This is a genomic window from Ewingella sp. C233 (assembly GCF_055407225.1).
Map to the genome: position 1 here is coordinate 999,433 of NZ_JBUZRI010000001.1, position 20,520 is coordinate 1,019,952.

At 53.1% G+C, this 20,520-nt stretch carries 20 protein-coding genes; 8 read left to right on the plus strand and 12 right to left on the minus strand.

Going from position 1 to position 20,520, the window contains the following annotated elements; translation table 11 throughout:
- Window positions 1-57: 57 nt before the first annotated feature.
- The 4 genes from ACZRKO_RS04585 to ACZRKO_RS04600 form a co-directional block, all read right to left on the minus strand.
- On the minus strand, window positions 58-393 hold the full coding sequence (locus ACZRKO_RS04585; protein ID WP_463736048.1) for an amidohydrolase family protein: 336 nt from the start codon (window positions 391-393) through the stop codon (window positions 58-60).
- Window positions 394-409: 16 nt separating this feature from the next.
- Complete coding sequence (locus ACZRKO_RS04590) at window positions 410-1,240, minus strand: alpha/beta fold hydrolase (RefSeq protein WP_463736049.1); 831 nt, start codon at window positions 1,238-1,240, stop codon at window positions 410-412.
- Window positions 1,241-1,352: 112 nt separating this feature from the next.
- Complete coding sequence (locus ACZRKO_RS04595) at window positions 1,353-1,874, minus strand: chromate transporter (protein WP_463736050.1); 522 nt, start codon at window positions 1,872-1,874, stop codon at window positions 1,353-1,355.
- Window positions 1,871-2,449 carry a chromate transporter gene (locus tag ACZRKO_RS04600; RefSeq protein ID WP_463736051.1) on the minus strand — a complete coding sequence of 193 codons (579 nt, stop codon included), beginning with the start codon at window positions 2,447-2,449 and terminating at the stop codon, window positions 1,871-1,873. The genes ACZRKO_RS04595 and ACZRKO_RS04600 overlap by 4 nt, the downstream gene beginning before the upstream one ends.
- A 111-nt stretch (window positions 2,450-2,560) precedes the next feature.
- Between ACZRKO_RS04600 and ACZRKO_RS04605 the strand changes: the two genes are divergently transcribed.
- On the plus strand, window positions 2,561-3,478 hold the full coding sequence (locus ACZRKO_RS04605) for a LysR family transcriptional regulator (protein WP_463736052.1): 918 nt from the start codon (window positions 2,561-2,563) through the stop codon (window positions 3,476-3,478).
- On the opposite strand, the gene ACZRKO_RS04610 is transcribed toward ACZRKO_RS04605, so the two are convergent.
- On the minus strand, window positions 3,475-3,828 hold the full coding sequence (locus ACZRKO_RS04610; RefSeq protein WP_463736053.1) for an ArsR/SmtB family transcription factor: 354 nt from the start codon (window positions 3,826-3,828) through the stop codon (window positions 3,475-3,477). The genes ACZRKO_RS04605 and ACZRKO_RS04610 overlap by 4 nt on opposite strands.
- A gap of 232 nt (window positions 3,829-4,060) precedes the next feature.
- Between ACZRKO_RS04610 and fusA the strand changes: the two genes are divergently transcribed.
- The gene (fusA, locus tag ACZRKO_RS04615) at window positions 4,061-6,166 is read left to right on the plus strand and encodes an elongation factor G (RefSeq protein WP_463736054.1); all 2,106 of its coding nucleotides are present in this window, start codon (window positions 4,061-4,063) and stop codon (window positions 6,164-6,166) included.
- An 85-nt stretch (window positions 6,167-6,251) separates the two neighbouring features.
- Here the strand turns inward: fusA and ACZRKO_RS04620 are convergent, their stop codons facing one another.
- The 4 genes from ACZRKO_RS04620 to ACZRKO_RS04635 form a co-directional block, all read right to left on the minus strand.
- Window positions 6,252-7,292 (minus strand): YadA C-terminal domain-containing protein, encoded by a 1,041-nt coding sequence (locus ACZRKO_RS04620; protein ID WP_463736055.1) that lies wholly within the window; start codon window positions 7,290-7,292, stop codon window positions 6,252-6,254.
- 237 nt (window positions 7,293-7,529) lie between these two features.
- Window positions 7,530-7,742 carry a hypothetical protein gene (locus tag ACZRKO_RS04625; RefSeq protein WP_463736056.1) on the minus strand — a complete coding sequence of 71 codons (213 nt, stop codon included), beginning with the start codon at window positions 7,740-7,742 and terminating at the stop codon, window positions 7,530-7,532.
- Window positions 7,739-8,167 (minus strand): hypothetical protein, encoded by a 429-nt coding sequence (locus ACZRKO_RS04630; RefSeq protein WP_463736057.1) that lies wholly within the window; start codon window positions 8,165-8,167, stop codon window positions 7,739-7,741. Before ACZRKO_RS04630 ends, ACZRKO_RS04625 begins: the two co-directional genes overlap by 4 nt.
- Before the next feature lie 67 nt (window positions 8,168-8,234).
- Complete coding sequence (locus ACZRKO_RS04635) at window positions 8,235-9,674, minus strand: YadA-like family protein (protein WP_463736058.1); 1,440 nt, start codon at window positions 9,672-9,674, stop codon at window positions 8,235-8,237.
- A 330-nt stretch (window positions 9,675-10,004) separates the two neighbouring features.
- Between ACZRKO_RS04635 and ACZRKO_RS04640 the strand changes: the two genes are divergently transcribed.
- A complete protein-coding gene (locus ACZRKO_RS04640) occupies window positions 10,005-10,340 on the plus strand; it encodes a helix-turn-helix domain-containing protein (RefSeq protein ID WP_463736059.1) in 336 nt (111 codons plus the stop codon).
- A 101-nt stretch (window positions 10,341-10,441) separates the two neighbouring features.
- Here the strand turns inward: ACZRKO_RS04640 and ACZRKO_RS04645 are convergent, their stop codons facing one another.
- Window positions 10,442-11,464, minus strand: a complete 1,023-nt coding sequence (locus ACZRKO_RS04645; protein WP_463736060.1) for a glycosyltransferase family 9 protein — start codon at window positions 11,462-11,464, stop codon at window positions 10,442-10,444.
- A gap of 361 nt (window positions 11,465-11,825) precedes the next feature.
- Between ACZRKO_RS04645 and ACZRKO_RS04650 the strand changes: the two genes are divergently transcribed.
- From ACZRKO_RS04650 to ACZRKO_RS04670, 5 genes are all read left to right on the plus strand, one after another.
- A complete protein-coding gene (locus ACZRKO_RS04650) occupies window positions 11,826-11,987 on the plus strand; it encodes a hypothetical protein (RefSeq protein WP_161985754.1) in 162 nt (53 codons plus the stop codon).
- Between the two features lie 165 nt (window positions 11,988-12,152).
- Window positions 12,153-12,845: an NAD(P)H-binding protein gene (locus ACZRKO_RS04655; RefSeq protein WP_463737467.1), complete on the plus strand. Its 693-nt coding sequence runs from the start codon at window positions 12,153-12,155 to the stop codon at window positions 12,843-12,845.
- Window positions 12,846-13,741: 896 nt separating this feature from the next.
- The gene (mgtA, locus tag ACZRKO_RS04660; protein WP_463736061.1) at window positions 13,742-16,447 is read left to right on the plus strand and encodes a magnesium-translocating P-type ATPase; all 2,706 of its coding nucleotides are present in this window, start codon (window positions 13,742-13,744) and stop codon (window positions 16,445-16,447) included.
- A 136-nt stretch (window positions 16,448-16,583) separates the two neighbouring features.
- Entirely contained in the window at window positions 16,584-18,218 is a 1,635-nt protein-coding gene (locus ACZRKO_RS04665) for a Na/Pi cotransporter family protein (RefSeq protein ID WP_463736062.1), read from the plus strand.
- Between the two features lie 20 nt (window positions 18,219-18,238).
- A complete protein-coding gene (locus ACZRKO_RS04670) occupies window positions 18,239-18,586 on the plus strand; it encodes a DUF2493 domain-containing protein (RefSeq protein ID WP_463736063.1) in 348 nt (115 codons plus the stop codon).
- Between the two features lie 7 nt (window positions 18,587-18,593).
- Here the strand turns inward: ACZRKO_RS04670 and ACZRKO_RS04675 are convergent, their stop codons facing one another.
- Both ACZRKO_RS04675 and ACZRKO_RS04680 read right to left on the minus strand, forming a co-directional pair.
- On the minus strand, window positions 18,594-19,499 hold the full coding sequence (locus ACZRKO_RS04675; protein WP_463736064.1) for a manganese-dependent inorganic pyrophosphatase: 906 nt from the start codon (window positions 19,497-19,499) through the stop codon (window positions 18,594-18,596).
- A 101-nt stretch (window positions 19,500-19,600) separates the two neighbouring features.
- The gene (locus ACZRKO_RS04680; protein WP_463737468.1) at window positions 19,601-20,305 is read right to left on the minus strand and encodes a DUF2461 domain-containing protein; all 705 of its coding nucleotides are present in this window, start codon (window positions 20,303-20,305) and stop codon (window positions 19,601-19,603) included.
- Between the last annotated feature and the right edge of the window lie 215 nt (window positions 20,306-20,520).

A 20,520-nucleotide genomic window follows, 5' to 3' on the forward strand; every position in this document is an offset into this window, starting at 1 on the left:
TCGCAAAACTAAAACGGACGCCTTAAGCGTCCGCGTGATGTTGTGCCGTTCAGGTACTCAGAGTTTAAATAAGCGCTCTGCGTTACCGTGGCCGATCAGGGCCTTTTGCTCCGCAGTGATCGGCGCGTTTTCTAGAAAATCGCGTGCGCCGGTATTGGTCAGATAAGGATAGTCGACGGCGTAAATAATGCGCTCAGCCCCCATATTGGCAGCACCGGCCATGGCGGTGGCAGCGCTGACCAGTTTAGGAATATTTTCGGTGGACGGGTTTTGACCGTCTTTGGAGGCTTTCGCCCAGTCGCCAAAATAGGCTGCTTCAGCGGCCTGTGCTTGCTGGCAGGCCTGCGCCAGTGCGCGATCCGAAACATGTTCTTCGATGGTGATGATTTTCATATTCTGATTCCTTGAATTAGTTCGCCGGATTCTGAGTTGCGGCCTGAGGCAGCGAGGAAATAATCTGATGAAGCTGATCGGCAAAAGTGGCGGCTTCAAAAGCGTAGCCCAAATGATTACCGATCACCTCAATACAGGGGCATGGCAGCAGACGGGCCAGCTTGCGGGCGGTCTGCACATAAAAGGCGTCGCCGCTGGCGAGTCCAACGGCGGTCACCATCGGTACACCGCCCTGGCGCAGGGCATTGAGATCGGGCACGAAGCGGTTGATCACATTAAATTCGTGGGCCAGAAAGCGGTCGTGACTGCCATTTTGGTCCGCAGGGGCCGGAGCGCTTTTATCGAAGCCGACGAAGGTGGAGGCGAACAGCTTCATCGCCGCTGCGCCGCCCTCGGCCAGATAAGTGTCGTAGACGCGGTCAAAGAATTGTCGCCACTGCGCGCTGTCAGGAAGAATGCCGGTGATAGGGGGTTCGTGATCGACCAGACCGCGTACCCAATGCGGGTGATCCTGTGTCAGTTTGAGGGCGATATTGGCTCCGGCGCTGTTGCCGAAGACGTAGGCTTTACCGGTATTCATGGCGCGGATAACCGCGGCGGCGTCACGCCCCTGCTGGGCCATGTCCATTTCACCGTTAACGTCACCGGTGCTGTGCGCATTGGCGCGGAGGTCATAACGCACCACGGTATAACGGTTTGCCAGCTGCGCAGAGAGGGAGGTAAACAGACGGCTGTCGCCATTTCCGCCGACCACCAGCAGTAATAACGGGCCTGCGCCTTGCACATAACAGGCCAGATCGGCCCCTTCGTTATGTACAACCATTGAGTTTATTGCGGATACTGCCATGATGACGTCCTTTTCGGTAAGGAGAGTGCAAGCAGTATCGGTCCGAAAAGGAGGTCATTCAAATAGATTGAATTGACTGATTAATCATCTTTAATGATAAATGTGAAAGTCTTTACGCCAGCGCCAACCCTAATAAGCCGCCAATCGCCAGCACCCAAAGCGGATGCAGTCGTTTACTCAGGGCCATCAGCGTACAAATGGCGATCACCCCGGCCAGCGGCAAGGTGGGCGCCGAGGCTTTGGCGATCAGTAAACCACTCGATGCTACCAGCCCGACGGTGACCGGCACCAGCCCACGCTGGATAATCTGCCGCCACGGCCGATCCTTGTAACGTTTCCAGCCGCCCATGGCGATAAGAGTCACCAGCGATGACGGGCCGAACTTCGCCAGAGATGACACCAGCAAGCCAGACCATCCCGCCACCTGCCAGCCGACCAGCGGCACAATCATCATATTGGGGCCAGGCGCTGCCTGTGCTAATGCAAACAGGGCACTGAACTCCTGCGCGCTCATCCACTGGTGAACCTGCACCACTTCGCGCTGCATTTCCGGCAAAATCGTGTTGCCGCCACCGAATGCCAACAGGGAAAGCTGGGTAAACAGCAGGGCCAGGCTGAGCAGAACCGGGCTCATGCTTTGCTCCTCGCGCAGATGAAGATACTGATGGGAGACAACACCAGCATGACCGGCAGCATCGGCAACCGCAGGCCGGCGATGGCAATCACACCCGCCACCACAATCACCATTTGAAGCCATTTTCCCCACAGCGGCGCCAGCATTTTAATGCCGGTGGAGAGCAGCAAGCCACCCGCGGCGGCGGCCAGCCCGGCAAACAGGTGCTCAACCAGCAGGTCATTCTGGTAACGCGCATACACCAGACCCAGCAGCACCACGCAAACAGTCGGTGCAAGAATCAATCCCAGCAGCGCCGACAGCGCGCCGCGCAGCCCGCGAAACTCCATGCCCAGCGCGACAGACAAATTAATAATATTGCCACCCGGCAGGAACTGGCACAGCCCGAGCAGTTCGGCAAACTGGTCGCCGCTCATCCAGCGACGCTTTTCTACCAGCATGTGCCGTGCCATCGGTAATACGCCGCCAAAACCGGTCAGGCCGAGGACGAAAAAACCCATAAAAAGCTGGCGGCAGTCGGGCGAGGTCAGGTCGGTTTCACCGACCGGTACGGTGTCTAAAGAGTGATGTGTCATAACGGTATTTCCCTGCAATCGCGCATTACGCCGTGGTTTTTTTGCCATCATGCGCGGCAGCGTGCCATGATGTCTAATGCCTTTATTAATCACTAAGGATACCTAAAAGGTATGTCAATCCCCGATCTGCGTAAACTGCGTGCATTCGTTATCGTTGTGGAACAGGGCAGCATTTCTGCTGCGGCTGAGCGTTTGTTCATTCAGCAACCGCCGCTCAGTCGCTTATTACAGGGACTGGAAGCCGATTTTGGCGTTGCGCTTTTGCATCGTCAGCCGCGTGGCGTGGTGCCGACGGACGCCGGAAAAGTTTTGCTGGAGGAGGCGCGGGAGCTGTTGGCGCGTGCCGACCAGCTGGAAGCGGCGATGCAGCGCGCGGCGCAGGGGAAGCAGGGCAGTATTACCATCGGTTTTACCAGCTCCTCGGCGTTGCACGCTTTTGTGCCTGAGCTGCTGCGCCGTTACCGCGAGCTTTATCCATCCGTGACGACGCGACTGGAGGAGGCGGGCAGCGGTGAGTTGTTACAGGCGGTGGTAGCGCAGCGGGTGGACGTGGCTTTCGTGCGGATGCCGGTTCACGGGATGCCGGAACTGACGGTGGAAAGGGTGCTGCAGGAGCCGATGCGCGTCGCCCTTCCTGCGCGACATCCGCTGGCGGGTTTACCGCCCGACGAGCCAATTTTCCTGAAGCTGCTGGCGAATGAATCTTTCGTCTTATACCGGCGTCCGGCCGGACAGGGGCTTTACGACGCCATTCTGGCCGCTTGTTTTCGCGCGGGATTTAGCCCGAAGATCGTGCAGGAAGCGCCGCGTCTGACCTCATGTCTGAGCCTGGTGGGCGCGGGGCTTGGCGTGTCGATTGTGCCGGAATCAATGACCCGTCTGGGCGGCGATGGCATGGTTTTTCTAAAACTCTCGCCGCAGGCGCAGCTCAGTGCGCCGCTCTATCTTGCCCGCCGGGAAGACGTCCGGTCATCGGCTATAATTAATGCATTCTGCGATCTGGTGAAAGCCAAACTGGCAGGTGATTAAAGATGCTGCTCGGAAATATGCTTTTGCGTGGCTTCCAGCGTAATGCCGTCTGATTCAATCGCGCTCAGCAGGGAGTCCAGCAAACCGGGAAAGCGGGCGTCGAGATCATTGCGACGCAGTGACAGCAAATTGGCACGGCCGTCCGGGCGCTGCCAGATCACGCCGCTGTCGCGCAACACGCGCCAGTGATGAGTTAATGTCGATTTTGATAACCCCTGCAACAGTGTGCCGCAGGGATGTTCACCGCCTTTCGCCAGCGTACGTACGACGGCCAGCCGCAGCGGATTACCCAATGCAGTCAGGACGTTTTCAAGGCGGATCTGCTCGCGTTCCGGGTGGTTAGCTATCATTGGCCCATCTCCCAATTTTCATTTTTCACGCCGATTTCGCGCAGGTCGCGCAATATAGCCTATACCCGCTGCAGTTTACAGCGCGTCTGCGAAAGCACCGATTTCATCAATAGAAAATATCATTGTACGAATATACTCGTACAGTTGTATTATACGCTCCGTAAACCGAAATGACGAAAAACTGTACTGAACAGTGCGTCAACTTTTGCCATCCATCACGTAAGGACGTTATATGGCTCGCCAAACCCCCATTGAGCGCTACCGCAACATCGGTATCTCAGCACACATCGACGCCGGTAAAACGACGACTACCGAGCGTATTCTTTTTTACACCGGCATGAATCACAAACTGGGTGAAGTGCATGACGGCGGCGCGACTACGGACTGGATGGCGCAGGAGCAGGAGCGCGGAATTACTATTACCTCTGCGGCGGTCACCTGTTTCTGGCAGGGAATGGATCACTCGTTTGATTCGCACCGTATCAATATTATCGACACCCCCGGGCACGTGGATTTCACCATTGAAGTAGAGCGCTCCATGCGCGTTCTCGACGGCGCGGTGATGGTTTATGACTCGGTCGGTGGCGTGCAGCCGCAGTCGGAAACCGTCTGGCGTCAGGCGAATAAATACAACGTGCCGCGTCTGGCCTTCGTCAACAAAATGGACCGTCCGGGGGCTGATTTCTTCCGTGTCCGCCAGATGATGGTAGACCGCCTGAAAGCCAATCCGGTGCCGATTGTCATTCCTATCGGCAGCGAAGAGCACTTCACTGGCGTGGTGGATTTACGCAAAATGCGCGCAATCTACTGGGATGATGAGACGCAGGGCATGACCTTCAGCTATGGCGAAGTGCCGGCTGAACTGCAATCTCTGGCTGAAGAGTGGCGCGAGAAAATGGTCTCTGCGGCGGCAGAAGCCAGCGAAGCGCTGATGGATAAATACCTTGAAGAAGCTGATTTGTCAGAGGATGAAATCACCCAGGGCCTGCGTATTCGCACCATCGCCGGTGAAATTCAGCCGATGCTGTGCGGCAGCGCCTTCAAGAACAAAGGCGTGCAGCGCATGCTTGATGCGGTGATCGAACTGATGCCGTCACCGCTGGATATTCCGCCGGTGGCAGGCACGGACGAAGACGGCAACGAGGTGTTCCGTCACTCCGACGACAGCGAGAAGTTCTCGGCGCTGGCGTTCAAACTGATGACAGACCCGTATGTCGGCCAGCTGACCTTTGTGCGCGTCTATTCCGGCGTGCTGAAAAAGGGCGACAGCGTCTATAACCCGATACGCGGCAAAAAAGAGCGCATTGGTCGTATCGTGCAGATGCACGCTAACGACCGCATCGAGATTGACGAAATCCGCGCCGGTGATATTGCGGCCTGCGTCGGGCTGAAAGACGTGACGACGGGGGAAACGCTGTGCGACCCAACGGATATTATTACGCTGGTGCGCATGGAGTTTCCTGAACCGGTGATCTCGCAGGCTATCGAGCCGAAAACCAAGGCCGATCAGGAGAAAATGGGTATCGCGCTCTCAAGGCTGGCGTCGGAGGACCCCTCTTTCCGAATCCGCACTGACGAAGAGTCCGGCCAGACCATCATCTCCGGCATGGGTGAGTTGCATCTGGAGATCATCGTTGACCGTATGAAGCGTGAGTTTGGTGTTGAGGCGAATATCGGTAAACCGCAGGTCACCTACCGCGAAACCGTGCGTAAAACGGTGAAAGAGGTGGACGGCAAGTTTGTGCGTCAGTCCGGGGGTAAAGGGCAGTACGGACACGTGGTCTTTACGCTGGAGCCGCAGGAGGCGGGCAAAGGCTTTGCGTTTGTCGATGCCACCAAGGGCGGCGTGGTGCCGCGCGAATTCATACCGGCCGTAGAGAAGGGCGTGGTGGAAGCGCTGAACAACGGCATTTTGGCGGGTTACCCGGTGGTGGACGTCAAAGTTACGCTGACCTTTGGCTCTTACCATGAGGTGGACTCCTCAGAAATGGCGTTCAAAATGGCGGCTATCTTTGGCTTCAAAGAAGCCGCGCGCCTTGCAAGCCCCGTGATCCTCGAGCCGATGATGCGTGTTGAAGTGGAAACGCCGGAAGACTATACAGGCAGCGTGATGGGCGATTTATCCTCACGTCGCGGTACGGTGCAAGGCATGGAAGAGATTGCGGGCGGCGGTGGCAAAATCATCAAAGCCGAAGTGCCACTTTCTGAGATGTTTGGTTACTCGACCACGTTGCGATCAATGTCGCAGGGCCGTGCAACCTACACTATGGAATTCAACCATTACGCCGAGGCACCGCGCAACGTCGCCGAAAATATCATCGCGTCGCGTGGTAAATAAGCAGTAAAAATTAAAGCTAAAAAGGGTTCGGCAATCAATGCCGAACCCTTTTTTATTGATGTCTATTTATATGAAATTAACTTCATCAGAATGATGTATGCCAGCCGGCATTTGCACCAACAACATTACCGTCGTAGGAGACGCCAACAGTTGCGGCTGACCGCTCGGTTGTGTTGAACTGTGACCCCATCGCCAGCGAATTTGAACCATCGTATGTGCCAGCAGCTACTGCAATGCCCGTGTTGTTAGCATCGTAGTGAAGCCCACTGATAGCCTGAGCCATAGCACCCACACGGCTGATGTTCTTCTTGTTGGTCTGGATATCATCACGGTTTTGCTTCGTTTGCCCTTCAAGACTCCCAATGCGCGATTCGTGGTTTGCCAGCGTTCGAGAGTGTTGATTGATTACCTGACGATTCTGGGCAATGTTCGCGCTGTTCTGTTGGACGAATTGACCTTGTGCAGCTTGTTCCTGACGAACGCCACGGATTGAATCAGAGTTATTGTTGATGGTGTTTTCGAGCGCCTTGTCAGCATTGTCGCGAACATCACGGTCAGCTTTCGCCTGTTCATCTTGTCTGGCTTGATCAGCGTCAAAGTCAGTCTTGTCAACCTTGTCGATTACAGCGGTATCCAGAGCGTATAGGTGCTGATTCTGGACAGTGTCCCGTTTGGCTTGGTCAGCGGCATTATCAGTGATGGCCTGAGCGTTAGCGTCAGTTTTGCTGTACAGGGAAGTGACATCTTGGCTTAAACCTGAGATTTCCCCGTGAGCTTGTGCGAGGCTGGTTTCAACATCTCCACCGTTGGCGGTTTTGACATCGGAGGCATCAATAGCATGTGCAGCAGGTACCATCACGGCAGCCAGCAGAGCGAATAAGAATACTGCTTTGGAAACTTTACATGCTGGCTGAGCAGCAGCCTTGACGAACTGCACTATGTGACCGAGTGCTTTTATGAAAGAGTTGCGAGATGACATATCGCAAGAAACGCCATATTCACCGGTAGTCAGTTCGTGGATGTTGCCCACAGCTTTACCGTTGAGGGTGGTTGGCCTGAAACCTTTTTGAATCTGTTTATTGTTTGCCTGTACTGCTTGGATAGTGATTATTGTTGCTACGTTCATTAGTAATAATTCTCTACTTAACAAGTAAGGCGGTATGCCCCGACTTAATAAAACTATGTTGTGGATATACTTCACTGATATTTTTTGCCATTTTTAACCTCTCTTCACGGGGTGATGTTTCTAAATTTCTACCCAACAAACTTATCAATGAGTTAGGACAAGAAACGTACCGATCTAATGGGAGAGGCAAAATAGGGAAAACGGTGGGGGCGATAAATACGCATCTCCACCAGAACACTATTCCCAACTAACCAACACAGAGATCTCTTCAGGGGCGGGAGCAAATTTACTCATCGTGGCCCTGTGCCCATCATCCATAATGACCGACACCGCCAGGCCCATCACCCCATCTTGTAGTTGTGCCTCATCGACACTTTTTAGAGCTTGAAGGCACTGATACTGCTGCTCGGAAGAGAGATGCCTGAAGCGGTCTGTGTGTGTTTTTTTCATGCCCAGCTTTTCCCTACTAAATGACCATCACGTAACAACATGATCATATGAGTCAACTTGTACCAGATGGCGGTAAAAATGCCTTTTTGGTAAACCTGCACATGTTCGTTTTCTTCAGTCAGGGCAGCCGCGGTTGACTCAATCCAGGCCTGTTTATCCTGCGGATAAATTTTGATACTGATGCCTTTAATATTCACCTGAACTTTTTGGGATTTATGAGTGGCTTGCCCGTATTGCGCGGCAGCATTACGCAGGGCCTGACTTTCCGCCGCATTCTCAATACTGGCCTGGTGGTTTTTTTCTGCGATGTAGCAGGCATCTTTTGATACGCTTTGTGCTTCACACTCCGCCATGCGTGATGCCTGAGTAGAACAGCCCGCCAGCAGGGCAGCAGAAAGAACAGCCAGAGTGATGAGTTTTTTCATAAATGAACCTTAAAATTGTTCTGTTAAATATAGAGGCTGACCGGAGCCAGCCTCATACCGGTCGGTATTACCAGCCGACGCTGACGCCAGCGCCATAACCGAAGTTACTTTGCGTGTCATTCGAAACGGACATTTTGACGATGGTGGCTCTCCCTGCATGGAAGGATGCGCCTACAGACAGGGCGTTCTCAGAATCGTAACCACCAATACCTGCGCCGATAGCAAACTGTTGTGATTCCTGAACCTGGGGGATATTCGCCTGAGCCATGGCAGAAGCAGAGCCCGCAGCAGCCTGTTTCTTGTTGTCATCTACCTGAGATTTCAGGTCAGCGAATTTGTTGTTGGTGTAGTCCTGAGACTGTTGCAACGTCTGCGCATCACCTGATGCCCGCGCATGAGATTCCGACAGCACTTCGGCATGATTTTTTTCGGCTTCAGCATTCAGTGCAGTGATCTGCTGGTCGTAATAGGTTGAGCGGACTTGCTGTTGAATGATGGTTTGTTGGGTCTGGGCAGCGGTGGTGGCCTCAATGTTCTTGATCTCTGCATTTTGCGTGCGGGCATTACTATTTTGTTGAAGTTGAATGGCAGCCTGATTTTGGGTAACCGCTGCATTGATTTCCGCTTCGGTCTTGGCGTGAAGCATCCCTTGCACTTTATCGCCGTTTTGGATCGCTATTTGCTTTGCAATGCCTTCTGCATTGGCCTGTGCCGTATTGGCAGAAGTCTGGGCGTGGTCTGCGGTTTGCTGTGCAGCCTGCACCTGATTCATGTCAGCATCTTTACCGTCAGCCCCAGTTGCGCCTGTGTCACCTTTGGCGCCATCGACGCCGTTGGTTCCCGCTGCGCCCGTATCGCCTTTGGCACCGGTATCACCTTTAGGACCTGTCTCGCCCGTATCGCCTTTGGCACCGGTATCACCTTTAGGACCTGTCTCGCCGGTATCGCCTTTGGCACCGATATCACCTTTAGGACCTATCTCGCCGTTATCACCTTTGGCACCGGTATCACCTTTAGGGCCGGTCGCGTTTGTAGTATCAGTCATCAGTGCAGTGACAGGTTTGGTCGGGATAATATCCGTCATTGGGATGGTGACAGGCGCTACGGGAGTAGAGGGAACCGAAGGGGTTAGTGTTTTTGCCGGAAACGTTAATGTGACGGGTGGAAATGGCACACTGGTCGTACCATTGCTATAGCTATTTCCATTTGACAAATTAAGAACTTGATTCCAATCAGTGGCTTTTATAAGCATATTATATTTGTCTATGCCTATGTTCGGGTTTTGCGCGTAGTAGTAATTAACCGCTGCTATTTCATCGGCTGACAAAGCGGCTTGAGCAGGTTGAATCATGGCAACAGTCACCATAGCCAATGTTGCTCCTACAAGTACACGGCGAACGTTCAAAGACGAAACACCCATTAAATTAGTTAACGCTGTTTTATGGGTATTTGCTAATGAGCAAGCAGCTGTATTGTGGACGTTGCGCGATGTAGCCTGATCTTTCATTTGTTTTTTCCGCCAGTAAAATAAGTAGCTATTAGCGACAATTAAATGCTTTCTGTGGAGCTTAATAACTGTCTCTTGGTGAAAAGCATACACGCGGTGAATGTGACTTGCTTCACGTATTCACGGTGCGTTTGACTTATGTCAAGAAACGTAAGCTTATTTCGTTACATGAAAATCTTTCATTTAGCACATTTATTCGTAGCTGTTAGGGCGCTGTTTATGTAGCCATGCAATGGCTCTGCTAGGTTGATGTAGCGAATAGCGACGCAATGAAATGTCTACAAGAATGGTGTAGAATGCCAGTGAAGGATAAAAAAGAGGTAAATCAAGATGACGAGTCAGGAAGAGTTTCAGGATTATTTTACGAGGTTAGGGATCGATCAACCTGCATTGTGTATCTTGCTCGGAGTACAGCGGTCTACGCTTAACAAGTGGATCACGGGGAAGGTTACGCAGATCCCCGCTGTCGCTATTACGGCGATAAAAATGTTGTGGTTTATGAAGGAATCTGACAACGAGATGTTTGAGCGGTGGGCGATGGTACAGGATTTCGGTGTGCCGGCCATTTACGCGACTAACAACAAAGCTCAGGAATTTCTGCATATGATAAAACGTGAGCCCAGTGCGCCTATTCGTAAGTATATTATGAAGGCTGGCGTTAAATAGCAGGTTAGCGCAGGCAGTGCAGATTAATTTATATTGACGTCAATGATAAAAAAACAGGTCAATAATATCGGCCTGTTTTTTATTGATAGCGAATAAAGGGCTTACTGCGTAATTCCAACGGTTTTCACGAGTTGGCGAACTTCATCAAAAACTTCATCCACAGATATAGACATCACATTCTGGTCGCTTTTCTGTAATATTTTGTGCGGTACTGCCCAGGGAGCCCAGCTAATAGGGTCACTATTGCCAAATAACGCAATAATAGGCTTATTGAGTGCAGCGGCTACGTGCATTGCGCCGCCATCACTGCAGACAATGAAATCGCACAACTGTGTGGCGGCAATCATCTCTTCCAACTGATGGGTGGGAACCGCAGTGATAGGCAGATCCGCACACAGCGACATCACTTTCTCTGCTTTTGCATCATCACCGGGGTGTCTTGGATTATTGTCATCCCCTGGCGACCATAACAACATTATCTGGCAGGGCGTCAACGCAACAATATGGCGGGCCAAAGCGGCGAAATTCTCGGCTGACCAACGTTGTCTCACTTTACGGGAGCTGATGTGAAGAGCAAAAACCGGGAGAGTATCGCTGATGCCGTATTTTTCGCGGGTGGCGAGAACGCGTTGCGGATCCGCGGTTATTTCAAGGCGGCCGGGCGCTTCTTTGGCGTCATAGGGTTCTAATAAACGATGCATGCGTTCTACGCAATGTTCGTTACTCGGTTCTGGTGCAATGACCAAATCCGTGACGAACCGGTGTTGGCTAAGACCGAGAGCGATGACTTTCAAGGGGCGAATTAAGGGTACCCAGCGTAATACTCTTTTATCCCAACGGCCCTTGGCAATAAAAACAACGTCGTAATGTTTTCTTCTCAGCTTAATCATCAGCGCGAGACGGCTTAAGATTATTTTTACAACGGATTCACCAGCAGCCCGATGGTGCGTCTTTTTATAAGTATAAATATTTTTAATATTTGAATTGCCATCCAATACTGCCGCATTGTAACTGTTGGCGAGAACATCCACATCAAAATTAAGCTCTTCAGAGACGCTTCTGATTAATGGTGTAGTGATAATGGTGTCACCAATATTATCGCGGCATATGATTAAGGCTTTCAACGCTTACTCCTTGGCAAAATTTGCTCATCCGATCTGCGAATGAAAAATTATTATCATCCTTGTCACCAGTAGACTCAAGCGCTCTGTCTTGGTTCACCGGGCTGCGCGTAAAACCTTCGTAAAGATAATTTTGAGCAGATGATCTTTGTCTCGCACACCGGAAAGACTCTGCCGGTATATTTTTAGGGCGTGATGATAACCGTGTTTACGCAGTCGTGTACATCTATAAAGAAACGCAGAGCACAATGCGTATGGCCCGGAACCGTGCAAAAGTAATGTCCTGTAAAGAGCAAAACGGCCTGATATCGCAACATGTTAAGCTTTTGCAATATTTTGAAATATTTTTCAGGAATTACAGGGCATGGAAGTTTTTTTGGGATATGTCATTGAAAACCCGTCACGGGTTATCGTTTCTGTTGCGTCGCTGGGTATCGCGGTTTTTGCCGCTTTACTGCGCGGAATGCACGCGGTGTTTGCCAGTCTGCTGGCCATTTTCGGCTCCTTTTTAGCGATGATGCTCTAAGGCAGCAGATAGCGGTGCTCAGGTTTAACCGGAGAGCTGCGCTGCCATAAATAGGCAAAATAGCGCGAAACCGAATAAAGCCACGAATTGCCATCACGTCTGCTCAAAGAACGCCGTATGCTGGCCGCTCATCGCTATATCGGCGGGACAGGGGAAAGCAGTGCAATGAAAATCATCATCTTCGGGGCGACGGGCATGGTCGGGCAGGGTGTACTGCGTGAATGTTTACTGGCCGCAGACGTCGAACAGGTCACCGCCGTCGGACGCACGCCCTTAACGCAGAGTGACCCGAAACTCCATCAGGTGCTGCTGGCGGATTTATATCGCCCGGAAATAATAGAAGAGCAGTTGAAAGGTTATGACGCCTGCTTCTTCTGCCTGGGGATGTCGTCGTCAGGAAAGAGCGAAGCGATTTATCGTCATGAAACCTACGACATGACGTTAGGCGTGGCGAAACTGCTGGCCGTACACTCGCCTAACATGACCTTTACCTACGTCTCCGGCGCAGGCACCGACAGCACAGAGAAAGGGCGCGTGATGTGGGCGCGGGTCAAAGGCCGCACGGAAAACGATTTACTGAAACTACCTTTTGCCAGTGTCTGTTTGTTCCGTCCTGGCGTCATTGTCCCCCTGCACGGTATTGAGTCGAAAACAGCCAGCTACCGGATTTTCTACCGTCTGAGCAAACCACTGCTGGCTCTTGCCCGCAAACTTTTCCCCCGGCAGGTTATTACGACTGAAATCCTTGGCCTGGCGATGCTCAACGCCGCACGGGGTGCCAAAGGGCGCTATGTGCTGGAAAGCAAAGATATCGGGGCGCTGGCGAAATCAGTACAGGATAATGGTACAGACGTTTAATATTCAGTAAATAATGTGTCTGAGGATTAATTGGCGTTCCCTTTATTTCGGCGCTGAATATCGACGGAATATAAACGGATGCTATTAATCCTAATTTACGGTTGACAATAATAGAGTGCATGGGTAGATTGCACGAGCCGGAAGTAGCGGCCTTTCTAAACTTAACATAAGAGACTAATGGACACTGTATCTAGTAGCTTCCCGAATGTTGCCGATAACGCCATTCGGAATATTAAACATGAAATCGACTGTGATCGTTTCATCGTTTGGGTGTGCCTCGCCAGAGCCTGATGCTCTCGTGTCTAAACACCTCAACCTGAACTATCACGGTGCCGAGGTGTATTATGAACTTCAAATCGACCCTTTTTCCTGATGTCAATTCACTGACATCCACGTTGCGTGTTCGCCATTCCCGTGACCGGACTTTGGCTGTGCGTAAAAAACACTCCGTTTCAATTTTTTCGACTAAAATCAATGAATTGAATCAACGCATTACCAACTGGCGTGTCAGTCCTGTCACCGGCCAGCTGGAACAGCGCTGCTCCTTTTCTGATAGCGATGATCCACATAGTCGATCCTTCTTTGCCTGATTCATGCCGTGAACGCCGGTTGAGCCGATAGTGTAAGATCAGCATACACGTTCTGAATTTCGTCATTATTAACGCCTGAACGTTATCCTCTCGCTTTTCTTATTAAAGAAAACAGAGGGCGGCGAAGCCATGCGGAAATAAAAGATACCCCATAAGGTTACACCCCTTTATTTATTTAAGGGCGGAAAACCCTGCGCGAAATTAATTAAAAAACCGATCGCTTTAAACGATGCGGAATATTGACGGCTGCCTATTATCCGGGACCCCGTTAAATACTCTCTGTTGTGTGGCGACAGGAGCACCACCATGACTGTAGAAATCAAAAACACGCAAAAGAAAAAGCCAAAGGACAGCAAGCTCTCCATGCGTGCTGTTCAGGAAGCCAAAAACGGCGTCGCCGTTACGCTGCTTAACGTCGGCGCGACCCGTGAAGGGCTGCTGAATTCCCATGCCGCCGGACGGCTGGAAAAAGAGGGCTATAACGAAGTCGCACACGACAAGCCGCCTCACGCGTTAATTCAGTTGATCAAAGCATTCAACAACCCGTTTATTTATGTATTAGTCGTACTGGGTATCATCAGCTTCTTCACCGATTTCTGGTTCCCTTTCCGTGCCGGTGAAGAGACGGATCTGACCTCGGTTTACATCATCGGCACCATGGTTGCGCTCAGCGGACTGGTGCGTTTCTGGCAGGAACATCGCTCGGCAAAATCGGCTGAAGCGCTGAAGGCGATGGTACGGACCACCGCCACGGTGCTGCGCCGTGATAACGCGGCAATGCCAGGGAAATTGCGCGAAATTCCAATGCGCGAGCTGGTGGTGGGTGACATTGTGCAGCTCTACGCTGGAGATATGATCCCGGCCGATGTGCGGCTGATCGAGTCCCGCGACCTGTTTATCAGTCAAGCCGTATTAACCGGCGAAGCGCTGCCGGTGGAGAAATACGACACGCTGGGCGATGTGGCGCAAAAGTCGGCGAGTGCGGTCTCAGAAGATGAAGAGAACCTGCTCGACATGCCGAACATCTGCTTCATGGGCACCAACGTGGTCAGCGGTACGGCGCAGGCTGTAGTGGTGGCGACAGGTCCGCGGACTTACTTCGGGTCACTGGCGAAAGCGATTGTGGGCACCCGCGCCCAGACCGCGTTTGACCGGGGTGTGAACAGCGTCAGCTGGTTATTGATCCGCTTCATGCTGGTGATGGTACCGATTGTGTTCCTGATCAACGGCCTGATGAAGGGCGACTGGTGGGATGCGATGCTGTTTGCCGTGGCGGTGGCCGTCGGTCTGACACCAGAAATGTTACCGATGATTGTCAGCGCCAACCTGGCGAAAGGGGCCATGGCGATGGCGAAACGCAAAGTGGTGGTCAAACGCCTCAATGCGATTCAGAACCTCGGCGCCATGGACGTGCTCTGCACCGATAAAACCGGCACGCTGACGCAGGATAAGATCATCCTCGAACATCATATTGATGCCAACGGGCAGAAAAACGAGTCGGTGCTCTCGCTGGCGTGGCTGAATAGCCATCACCAGAGCGGTATTAAGAACCTGATGGATCAGGCCGTGCTCTATTTTTCAGAAAATGAGCCGAACTTCGTCAAGCCGCAGGGATACACCAAAGTTGATGAGTTGCCGTTTGATTTTATCCGCCGTCGCCTGTCGATTGTGGTGAAAGACCCGCAGTCCAATCATCTGCTGGTGTGTAAAGGGGCGGTGGAAGAGATGCTGAGCATTTCTACCCATATGCATGAAAACGGCAACGTGATTGAACTGGACGACGCGCGCCGTGATGCGCTGCTGAAACTGGCTAACGACTACAACAAGGACGGTTTCCGCGTCCTGGTCGTGGCGAGCCGTGACATCAAAAAGAGCGAGGCGAAAAAGCAGTACAGCACGGCCGATGAGTCTGACCTGATCATCCGCGGGTTCCTGACCTTCCTGGATCCGCCGAAAGAGACCGCCGGTCCGGCGATTGCCGCACTGCGCGATATCGGCGTGGCGGTGAAAGTGCTGACCGGTGATAACGCGGTAGTGACTTGCCGGATCTGCCGTCAGGTCGGGTTGGAGCCGGGCGAGCCGGTGCTGGGGCCGCAGCTGGAAAAACTGGATGACGCCACGCTGAAAGTGCTGGTGGAAGAGCGCACGGTGTTTGCCAAACTGACGCCGCTGCAAAAATCGCGGGTGCTGAAAGCGCTGCAATCCAACGGCCATACCGTCGGGTTCCTCGGCGACGGTATTAACGATGCGCCTGCGCTGCGGGATGCTGATGTAGGTATCTCCGTAGACAGCGGTACGGATATTGCGAAAGAGTCTGCCGATATCATCTTGCTGGAAAAGAGCCTGATGGTGCTGGAGGAGGGCGTGCTGAAAGGCCGCGAGACCTTCGGCAATATTATGAAGTACCTCAACATGACGGCCAGTTCCAACTTTGGCAACGTGTTCTCGGTGCTGGTCGCCAGTGCGTTTATTCCGTTCTTACCGATGCTGGCTATCCAGTTGCTGCTGCAAAACCTGATGTATGACATTTCCCAGCTGGCGCTGCCGTGGGACAAAATTGATAAGGAGTTTTTGAAGAAGCCGCGTAAGTGGGATGCCAAAAACATCGGCCGCTTTATGGTGTGGATTGGGCCAACGTCATCCATTTTCGATATGACAACTTTTGCGCTGATGTGGTACGTCTTCGCCGCCAACAGTGAACATATGCAGACGCTGTTCCAGTCTGGCTGGTTTGTTGAAGGGCTGCTGTCGCAGACGCTGGTGGTGCATATGCTGCGTACCCAGAAGATCCCGTTCTTCCAGAGCACGGCTGCGCTGCCGGTGATGCTGATGACCGGACTGGTGATGGCGACGGGTATCTATGTGCCGTTCTCACCGCTGGGGCCGATGGTCGGATTGCAGGCTCTGCCGTGGCAGTACTTCCCATGGCTGGTGGGCACCTTGCTGGCGTATTGCTGCGTGGCACAGGGTATGAAGATGTTTTATATCCGCCGTTTCAAGCAGTGGTTCTGATGCCCCGGCATACTCTCCGCTGACTGTCTGAACCAGGTGCCGCAACGGATCGCGGCACCTGCTTTTCAAACCTGTACATCGAAAAATAATCAGCATTTTGCTTTACAAGAACAACCCTGAATAAGGGGGAATTATCATGTCTGGAACCACTCTGTTAATTAATCTGGCTGGGGCCATCGCGCTGTTGCTGTGGGGCAGCCATATGATCTCAACCGCACTGCAACGCGGCTTCGGCACCCCATTGCGGCACTGGATGGGGCGTCACCTGAATAACCGCTGGATGGCGCTGCTGTCCGGTATTGGCATCACCGGTATTTTGCAAAGCAGCACGGCGGTGAGCCTGATGGCCACTTCCTTTGCGGCAGCGGGTACGCTCAGCCTGGCCCCGGCGCTGGCGGTAATGCTCGGCGCTAATATTGGCTCCACGCTGGTGGTGCAACTCATGAGCTTCAACACTGCCATTGCTATTCCCCTGCTGATGCTGGGCGGCTATGTGGTGTTCAAATTACGCGATAACTCGGGCTTTGAAAGTGCAGGCTGCGCCATGATTGGCCTCGGCCTGATGCTGCTGGCTCTGAGTCTGCTTAGTGCGACGCTGGGTCATATTGAAGCGACGCCGGTTTTCCACGCCGTCATGGCCGGTCTGGAAGGCGACACCCTGATCGCGCTGCTGGTGGCGGTGATCCTCACGCTAATTTGCCACTCCAGCGTGGCGGTGGTTTTACTGATCGCCTCGCTGGCGGCGACCGGCGTCATGACACCCGCTACAGCGATGGTGCTGGTACTCGGCGCCAACATCGGCGGCGCACTGCCTCCGGTGCTGAATGCCGGTTCGTCAGTGGCCCTGCGTCTGCCGATCGGCAACCTGATGGTTCGCTCGCTGGGGGCGGTGTTGGCAATGGCGCTGCTGCCGTGGCTGACGGAGTGGGTCGCCAAAATGACGCTCACTACGCCGCAACTGGTGGTCTGGTTCCATACTGCTTTCAGCGCGGTGCTGGCGCTGTCGTTCATCTGGCTGACCGGCCCGCTGGCCCGTTTACTGGAGAGGATGTTTGTTGAGGAGGAGCGCGCAGGCGACGCAGGAATGCCGCTCTATCTGGATGAAGCGGGGCTGAACGTTGCGTACCTCGGACTCTCCAATTCAGTACGCGAGTCGCTGCGGGCGGCGGATATGCTGACGGTCATGCTCGACCGTCTGTACGTACTGTTTGAAACGTTGGAGCAGGGCGCGGCGGACGAAATTCGTCAGATGGACCAGTCACTGGATCTGCTGAGTGCGGCGATCCGCGCCTATCTGGCAGATCTGGGGCACGACGGCCTGAGCGACGCCGATGCCGACCGGGCGCAGGAGATCCTGATGTTTGTCATTAATGTCGAACACGCAGGCGACATTCTCTCCAGCAACCTGACGCAACTGGCCACCCGCCGCGCCCGCCGTGGCGAGGAGTTCAACGAGTTTGAACTAAATCATATCCGGCTGCTGCACTGGGAAATGCTCACCAGCCTGCGTCTGGCGATCAGCGCATTTCTGGGGGAGGACCTGTACGCCGCGCATCAACTGGTGGCGCGCAAAGAAGCGATCCGCCAGATGGAGGCTTCGGCCAGCCGCGAACATTTCAAAAAGCTGCGGGAGGATAAAAATGCCTGGGCGGAGTCCGGGGATATTTTCCAGCGCGTGCTGCGTGATTACCGCCGGGTCCATCACCATATTGCCGCCGTTGCCTATCCGGTTATTGACCGGCTGGGTGAAGAGACACAGGTTCAGGAATAAGACGCGATGAGAGTATTACGATGAGAGTGTTAATCTGCGCAGGGCGTTTTTACGCCGACACAAAAAATATGACCCGGATATTGGATCTTTATTTGCAGTCGTATCCGATACAGGTGGTGATCCACGGCGGGCATCAATCTTCGGGAGGAATTATTGAGAGCTGGGCCAGAGACGCGGACGTTCACGTCGTGCGCTATCCGGCCAACTGGGCGATGCACGGCAAATATGCCGAGCTGCGCCGTAATCTCTTTATGCTCGAAGACAGTAAGCCAGATGCGATTCTGGCTTTCCCCGGCGGTGAAGATACAGCGGACTGCATCCGGCAGGCGAAGAAAGCCGGTATTACGGTGGTGGAAGTCGATCTTTAGCCGACGATCACGCGCCCTGACGCTTTTCCAGCGTGGTCGTCAGCCAAGGCAGAACCTCTTTCTTGCGGCTGAGCATGCCCGGCAGCGGGACGGAGGTGGCGTCTAACAGCGTATTTTTCGAGAAGTAGATCACCGAGTTTTTAGTACTAATATCGGTAATGATCAGTGCAAACAGATCCAGTGCGTTTGCGCTGCACTGGCTGTCCATCGAGGCAATCAATTGTGGCAAAATCGCGTCGGTTTGGGTAAAGCTGCTGACTTCAATTTGCGCCAGCAGCACGTCCAGACCGGCAATCTGATAGTTTTTCGCGTCCTTATTGATCAGCGTTTCTGCGCTCATCCCGGCCAGATCGGTTTTCGCTGCCAGCAGGCCGCTGATAAAGGTTTCACGATCCAACTGGCTGATAGCAAACAGCGCATCGGCGGCTTTGACATCAACCGGCGTGGTGGTTGGCGAGGTGAGGGCAACGGTGTCGCTCAACAGTGCGCCGAGCATCAGCGTGGCTTGAGACGCGGTGATCACCTGATCCGTTTCGCGCGTGATCAACTGCCACAGCAGCGTGGCACAACTGCCCAGCGGCTGAACCCACACTTCGGCAGGGTTACGCGTTGTCACCGTGCCCAGTCGGTGATGGTCTACTATCCCCAGAATGTTGCTCAGAGGCAACGACGCGGGACCTTGTTCAAATTCGCTGAAGTCGACCAGCCAGACGTCTTTATCTTCGATACTCTCTTCTAGCAACGGCGGGGCTTCCACGCCAGCAGCCTGAAGGATAAAGCGGGTTTCCGGGTTTATCTCTCCCAGACGGAATGCGCGCGCCGGTCGCCCTTGTGCATTTAGCCAGTCAGCGGCAATCAGTGCGCTGCAAACCGTGTCGCTGTCAGGGTTCAGGTGCCCGAAAACAGATATCATATTGACCTCATTGTGCTGGTTTACGAAAGGCTGCATGCCTTTCAATCGGCACAGAGTGTACAACTACGCGGTCTATGGCGCACCGCGCGCTGTAAAACGGATCACTCCCCCAGTGAAAGCTGGTTTTTTTTCATTCCTTCGATTTTCATCAGCATGTGATACAGCGGGGCGATACGCTGGAACTCTTTGCTCAGAATGCCGACCAACGTGTCAGAGAAAATCGTCTCCATGTCCCTATGGCTGCTGATCAATGCGAAGGATTTTTTGTTATACCAGGCCGCCAGTTCAGGGGCCTGATCTTTGACAAGCGGCCGCTTGTAGCTGTCGCCTTCAATCGTGAAATTGGGTTCGATGCACTTTGCCATTTTCAGAAACGCCTCAGGATCGCGCAGCAGCTGTTGGCGGAACAAGTCCATCGTGGTTTTGGAGGCGCTGTAGTAGCCCAGCCCGTAACGCCACCAGTCCTGCCCGAATTCAAAAAAGTAGGTGGGGGCGTCGGTCCAGTTTTTGCGCGAGCGTTTGAAGGTGATCCAGATATTGCTGCGATAAATCGACTTGTCGTGCGAGAAGCGCGTATCGCGGTGCATACGGGAGATGGTTTTTCCAATCGCCGGGCGCAATTCAAACAGGTCGTCAATGACCTGCATATCCTGGCTTAAGCCTGTCACCAGCTTACGCACCGGCTCAAGCAGTTGCTGCTGATAGATATCGCGGTGCTCCTCGAACCACTCTTTATTATTATTCTGGCGAAGTTGCTGTAAGAAGGTCAGGCCCTGCTGAGTAAAACCGGTAAATTCTCCCATGATGCTCCCTTTAAATGTCACCCAATTCGGGCTGTGCATTTACACAGACTGTTGATTAACACAGTATCATTGAAGGTCGAAGCAGATCAAAAGAAGAACGGCAGAAAAGCAGATTAAGGCCGTTAATCAACGCCATAACGCGCGCGTTTACGCTTTTAATATTATTATGTCACCCAATATTAATGACCGCGTAACAACCTTATGACAGGATGATCGGC

Excerpts from the sequence above, each read along its gene's own strand:
- ACZRKO_RS04635 (WP_463736058.1), bottom strand. The coding sequence starts at position 9,674 with ATGAAAGATCAGGCTACATCGCGCAACGTCCACAATACAGCTGCTTGC.
- ACZRKO_RS04650 (WP_161985754.1), top strand. The coding sequence starts at position 11,826 with ATGGAAGTTTTTTTGGGATATGTCATTGAAAACCCGTCACGGGTTATC.
- ACZRKO_RS04630 (WP_463736057.1), bottom strand. The coding sequence starts at position 8,167 with ATGAAAAAACTCATCACTCTGGCTGTTCTTTCTGCTGCCCTGCTGGCG.
- ACZRKO_RS04590 (WP_463736049.1), bottom strand. The coding sequence starts at position 1,240 with ATGGCAGTATCCGCAATAAACTCAATGGTTGTACATAACGAAGGGGCC.
- ACZRKO_RS04675 (WP_463736064.1), bottom strand. The coding sequence starts at position 19,499 with ATGATATCTGTTTTCGGGCACCTGAACCCTGACAGCGACACGGTTTGC.
- ACZRKO_RS04600 (WP_463736051.1), bottom strand. The coding sequence starts at position 2,449 with ATGACACATCACTCTTTAGACACCGTACCGGTCGGTGAAACCGACCTG.
- ACZRKO_RS04665 (WP_463736062.1), top strand. The coding sequence starts at position 16,584 with ATGTCTGGAACCACTCTGTTAATTAATCTGGCTGGGGCCATCGCGCTG.
- ACZRKO_RS04605 (WP_463736052.1), top strand. The coding sequence starts at position 2,561 with ATGTCAATCCCCGATCTGCGTAAACTGCGTGCATTCGTTATCGTTGTG.
- ACZRKO_RS04610 (WP_463736053.1), bottom strand. The coding sequence starts at position 3,828 with ATGATAGCTAACCACCCGGAACGCGAGCAGATCCGCCTTGAAAACGTC.
- ACZRKO_RS04595 (WP_463736050.1), bottom strand. The coding sequence starts at position 1,874 with ATGAGCCCGGTTCTGCTCAGCCTGGCCCTGCTGTTTACCCAGCTTTCC.
- ACZRKO_RS04625 (WP_463736056.1), bottom strand. The coding sequence starts at position 7,742 with ATGAAAAAAACACACACAGACCGCTTCAGGCATCTCTCTTCCGAGCAG.
- fusA (WP_463736054.1), top strand. The coding sequence starts at position 4,061 with ATGGCTCGCCAAACCCCCATTGAGCGCTACCGCAACATCGGTATCTCA.
- ACZRKO_RS04585 (WP_463736048.1), bottom strand. The coding sequence starts at position 393 with ATGAAAATCATCACCATCGAAGAACATGTTTCGGATCGCGCACTGGCG.
- ACZRKO_RS04655 (WP_463737467.1), top strand. The coding sequence starts at position 12,153 with ATGAAAATCATCATCTTCGGGGCGACGGGCATGGTCGGGCAGGGTGTA.
- ACZRKO_RS04640 (WP_463736059.1), top strand. The coding sequence starts at position 10,005 with ATGACGAGTCAGGAAGAGTTTCAGGATTATTTTACGAGGTTAGGGATC.
- ACZRKO_RS04670 (WP_463736063.1), top strand. The coding sequence starts at position 18,239 with ATGAGAGTGTTAATCTGCGCAGGGCGTTTTTACGCCGACACAAAAAAT.
- ACZRKO_RS04620 (WP_463736055.1), bottom strand. The coding sequence starts at position 7,292 with ATGAACGTAGCAACAATAATCACTATCCAAGCAGTACAGGCAAACAAT.
- mgtA (WP_463736061.1), top strand. The coding sequence starts at position 13,742 with ATGACTGTAGAAATCAAAAACACGCAAAAGAAAAAGCCAAAGGACAGC.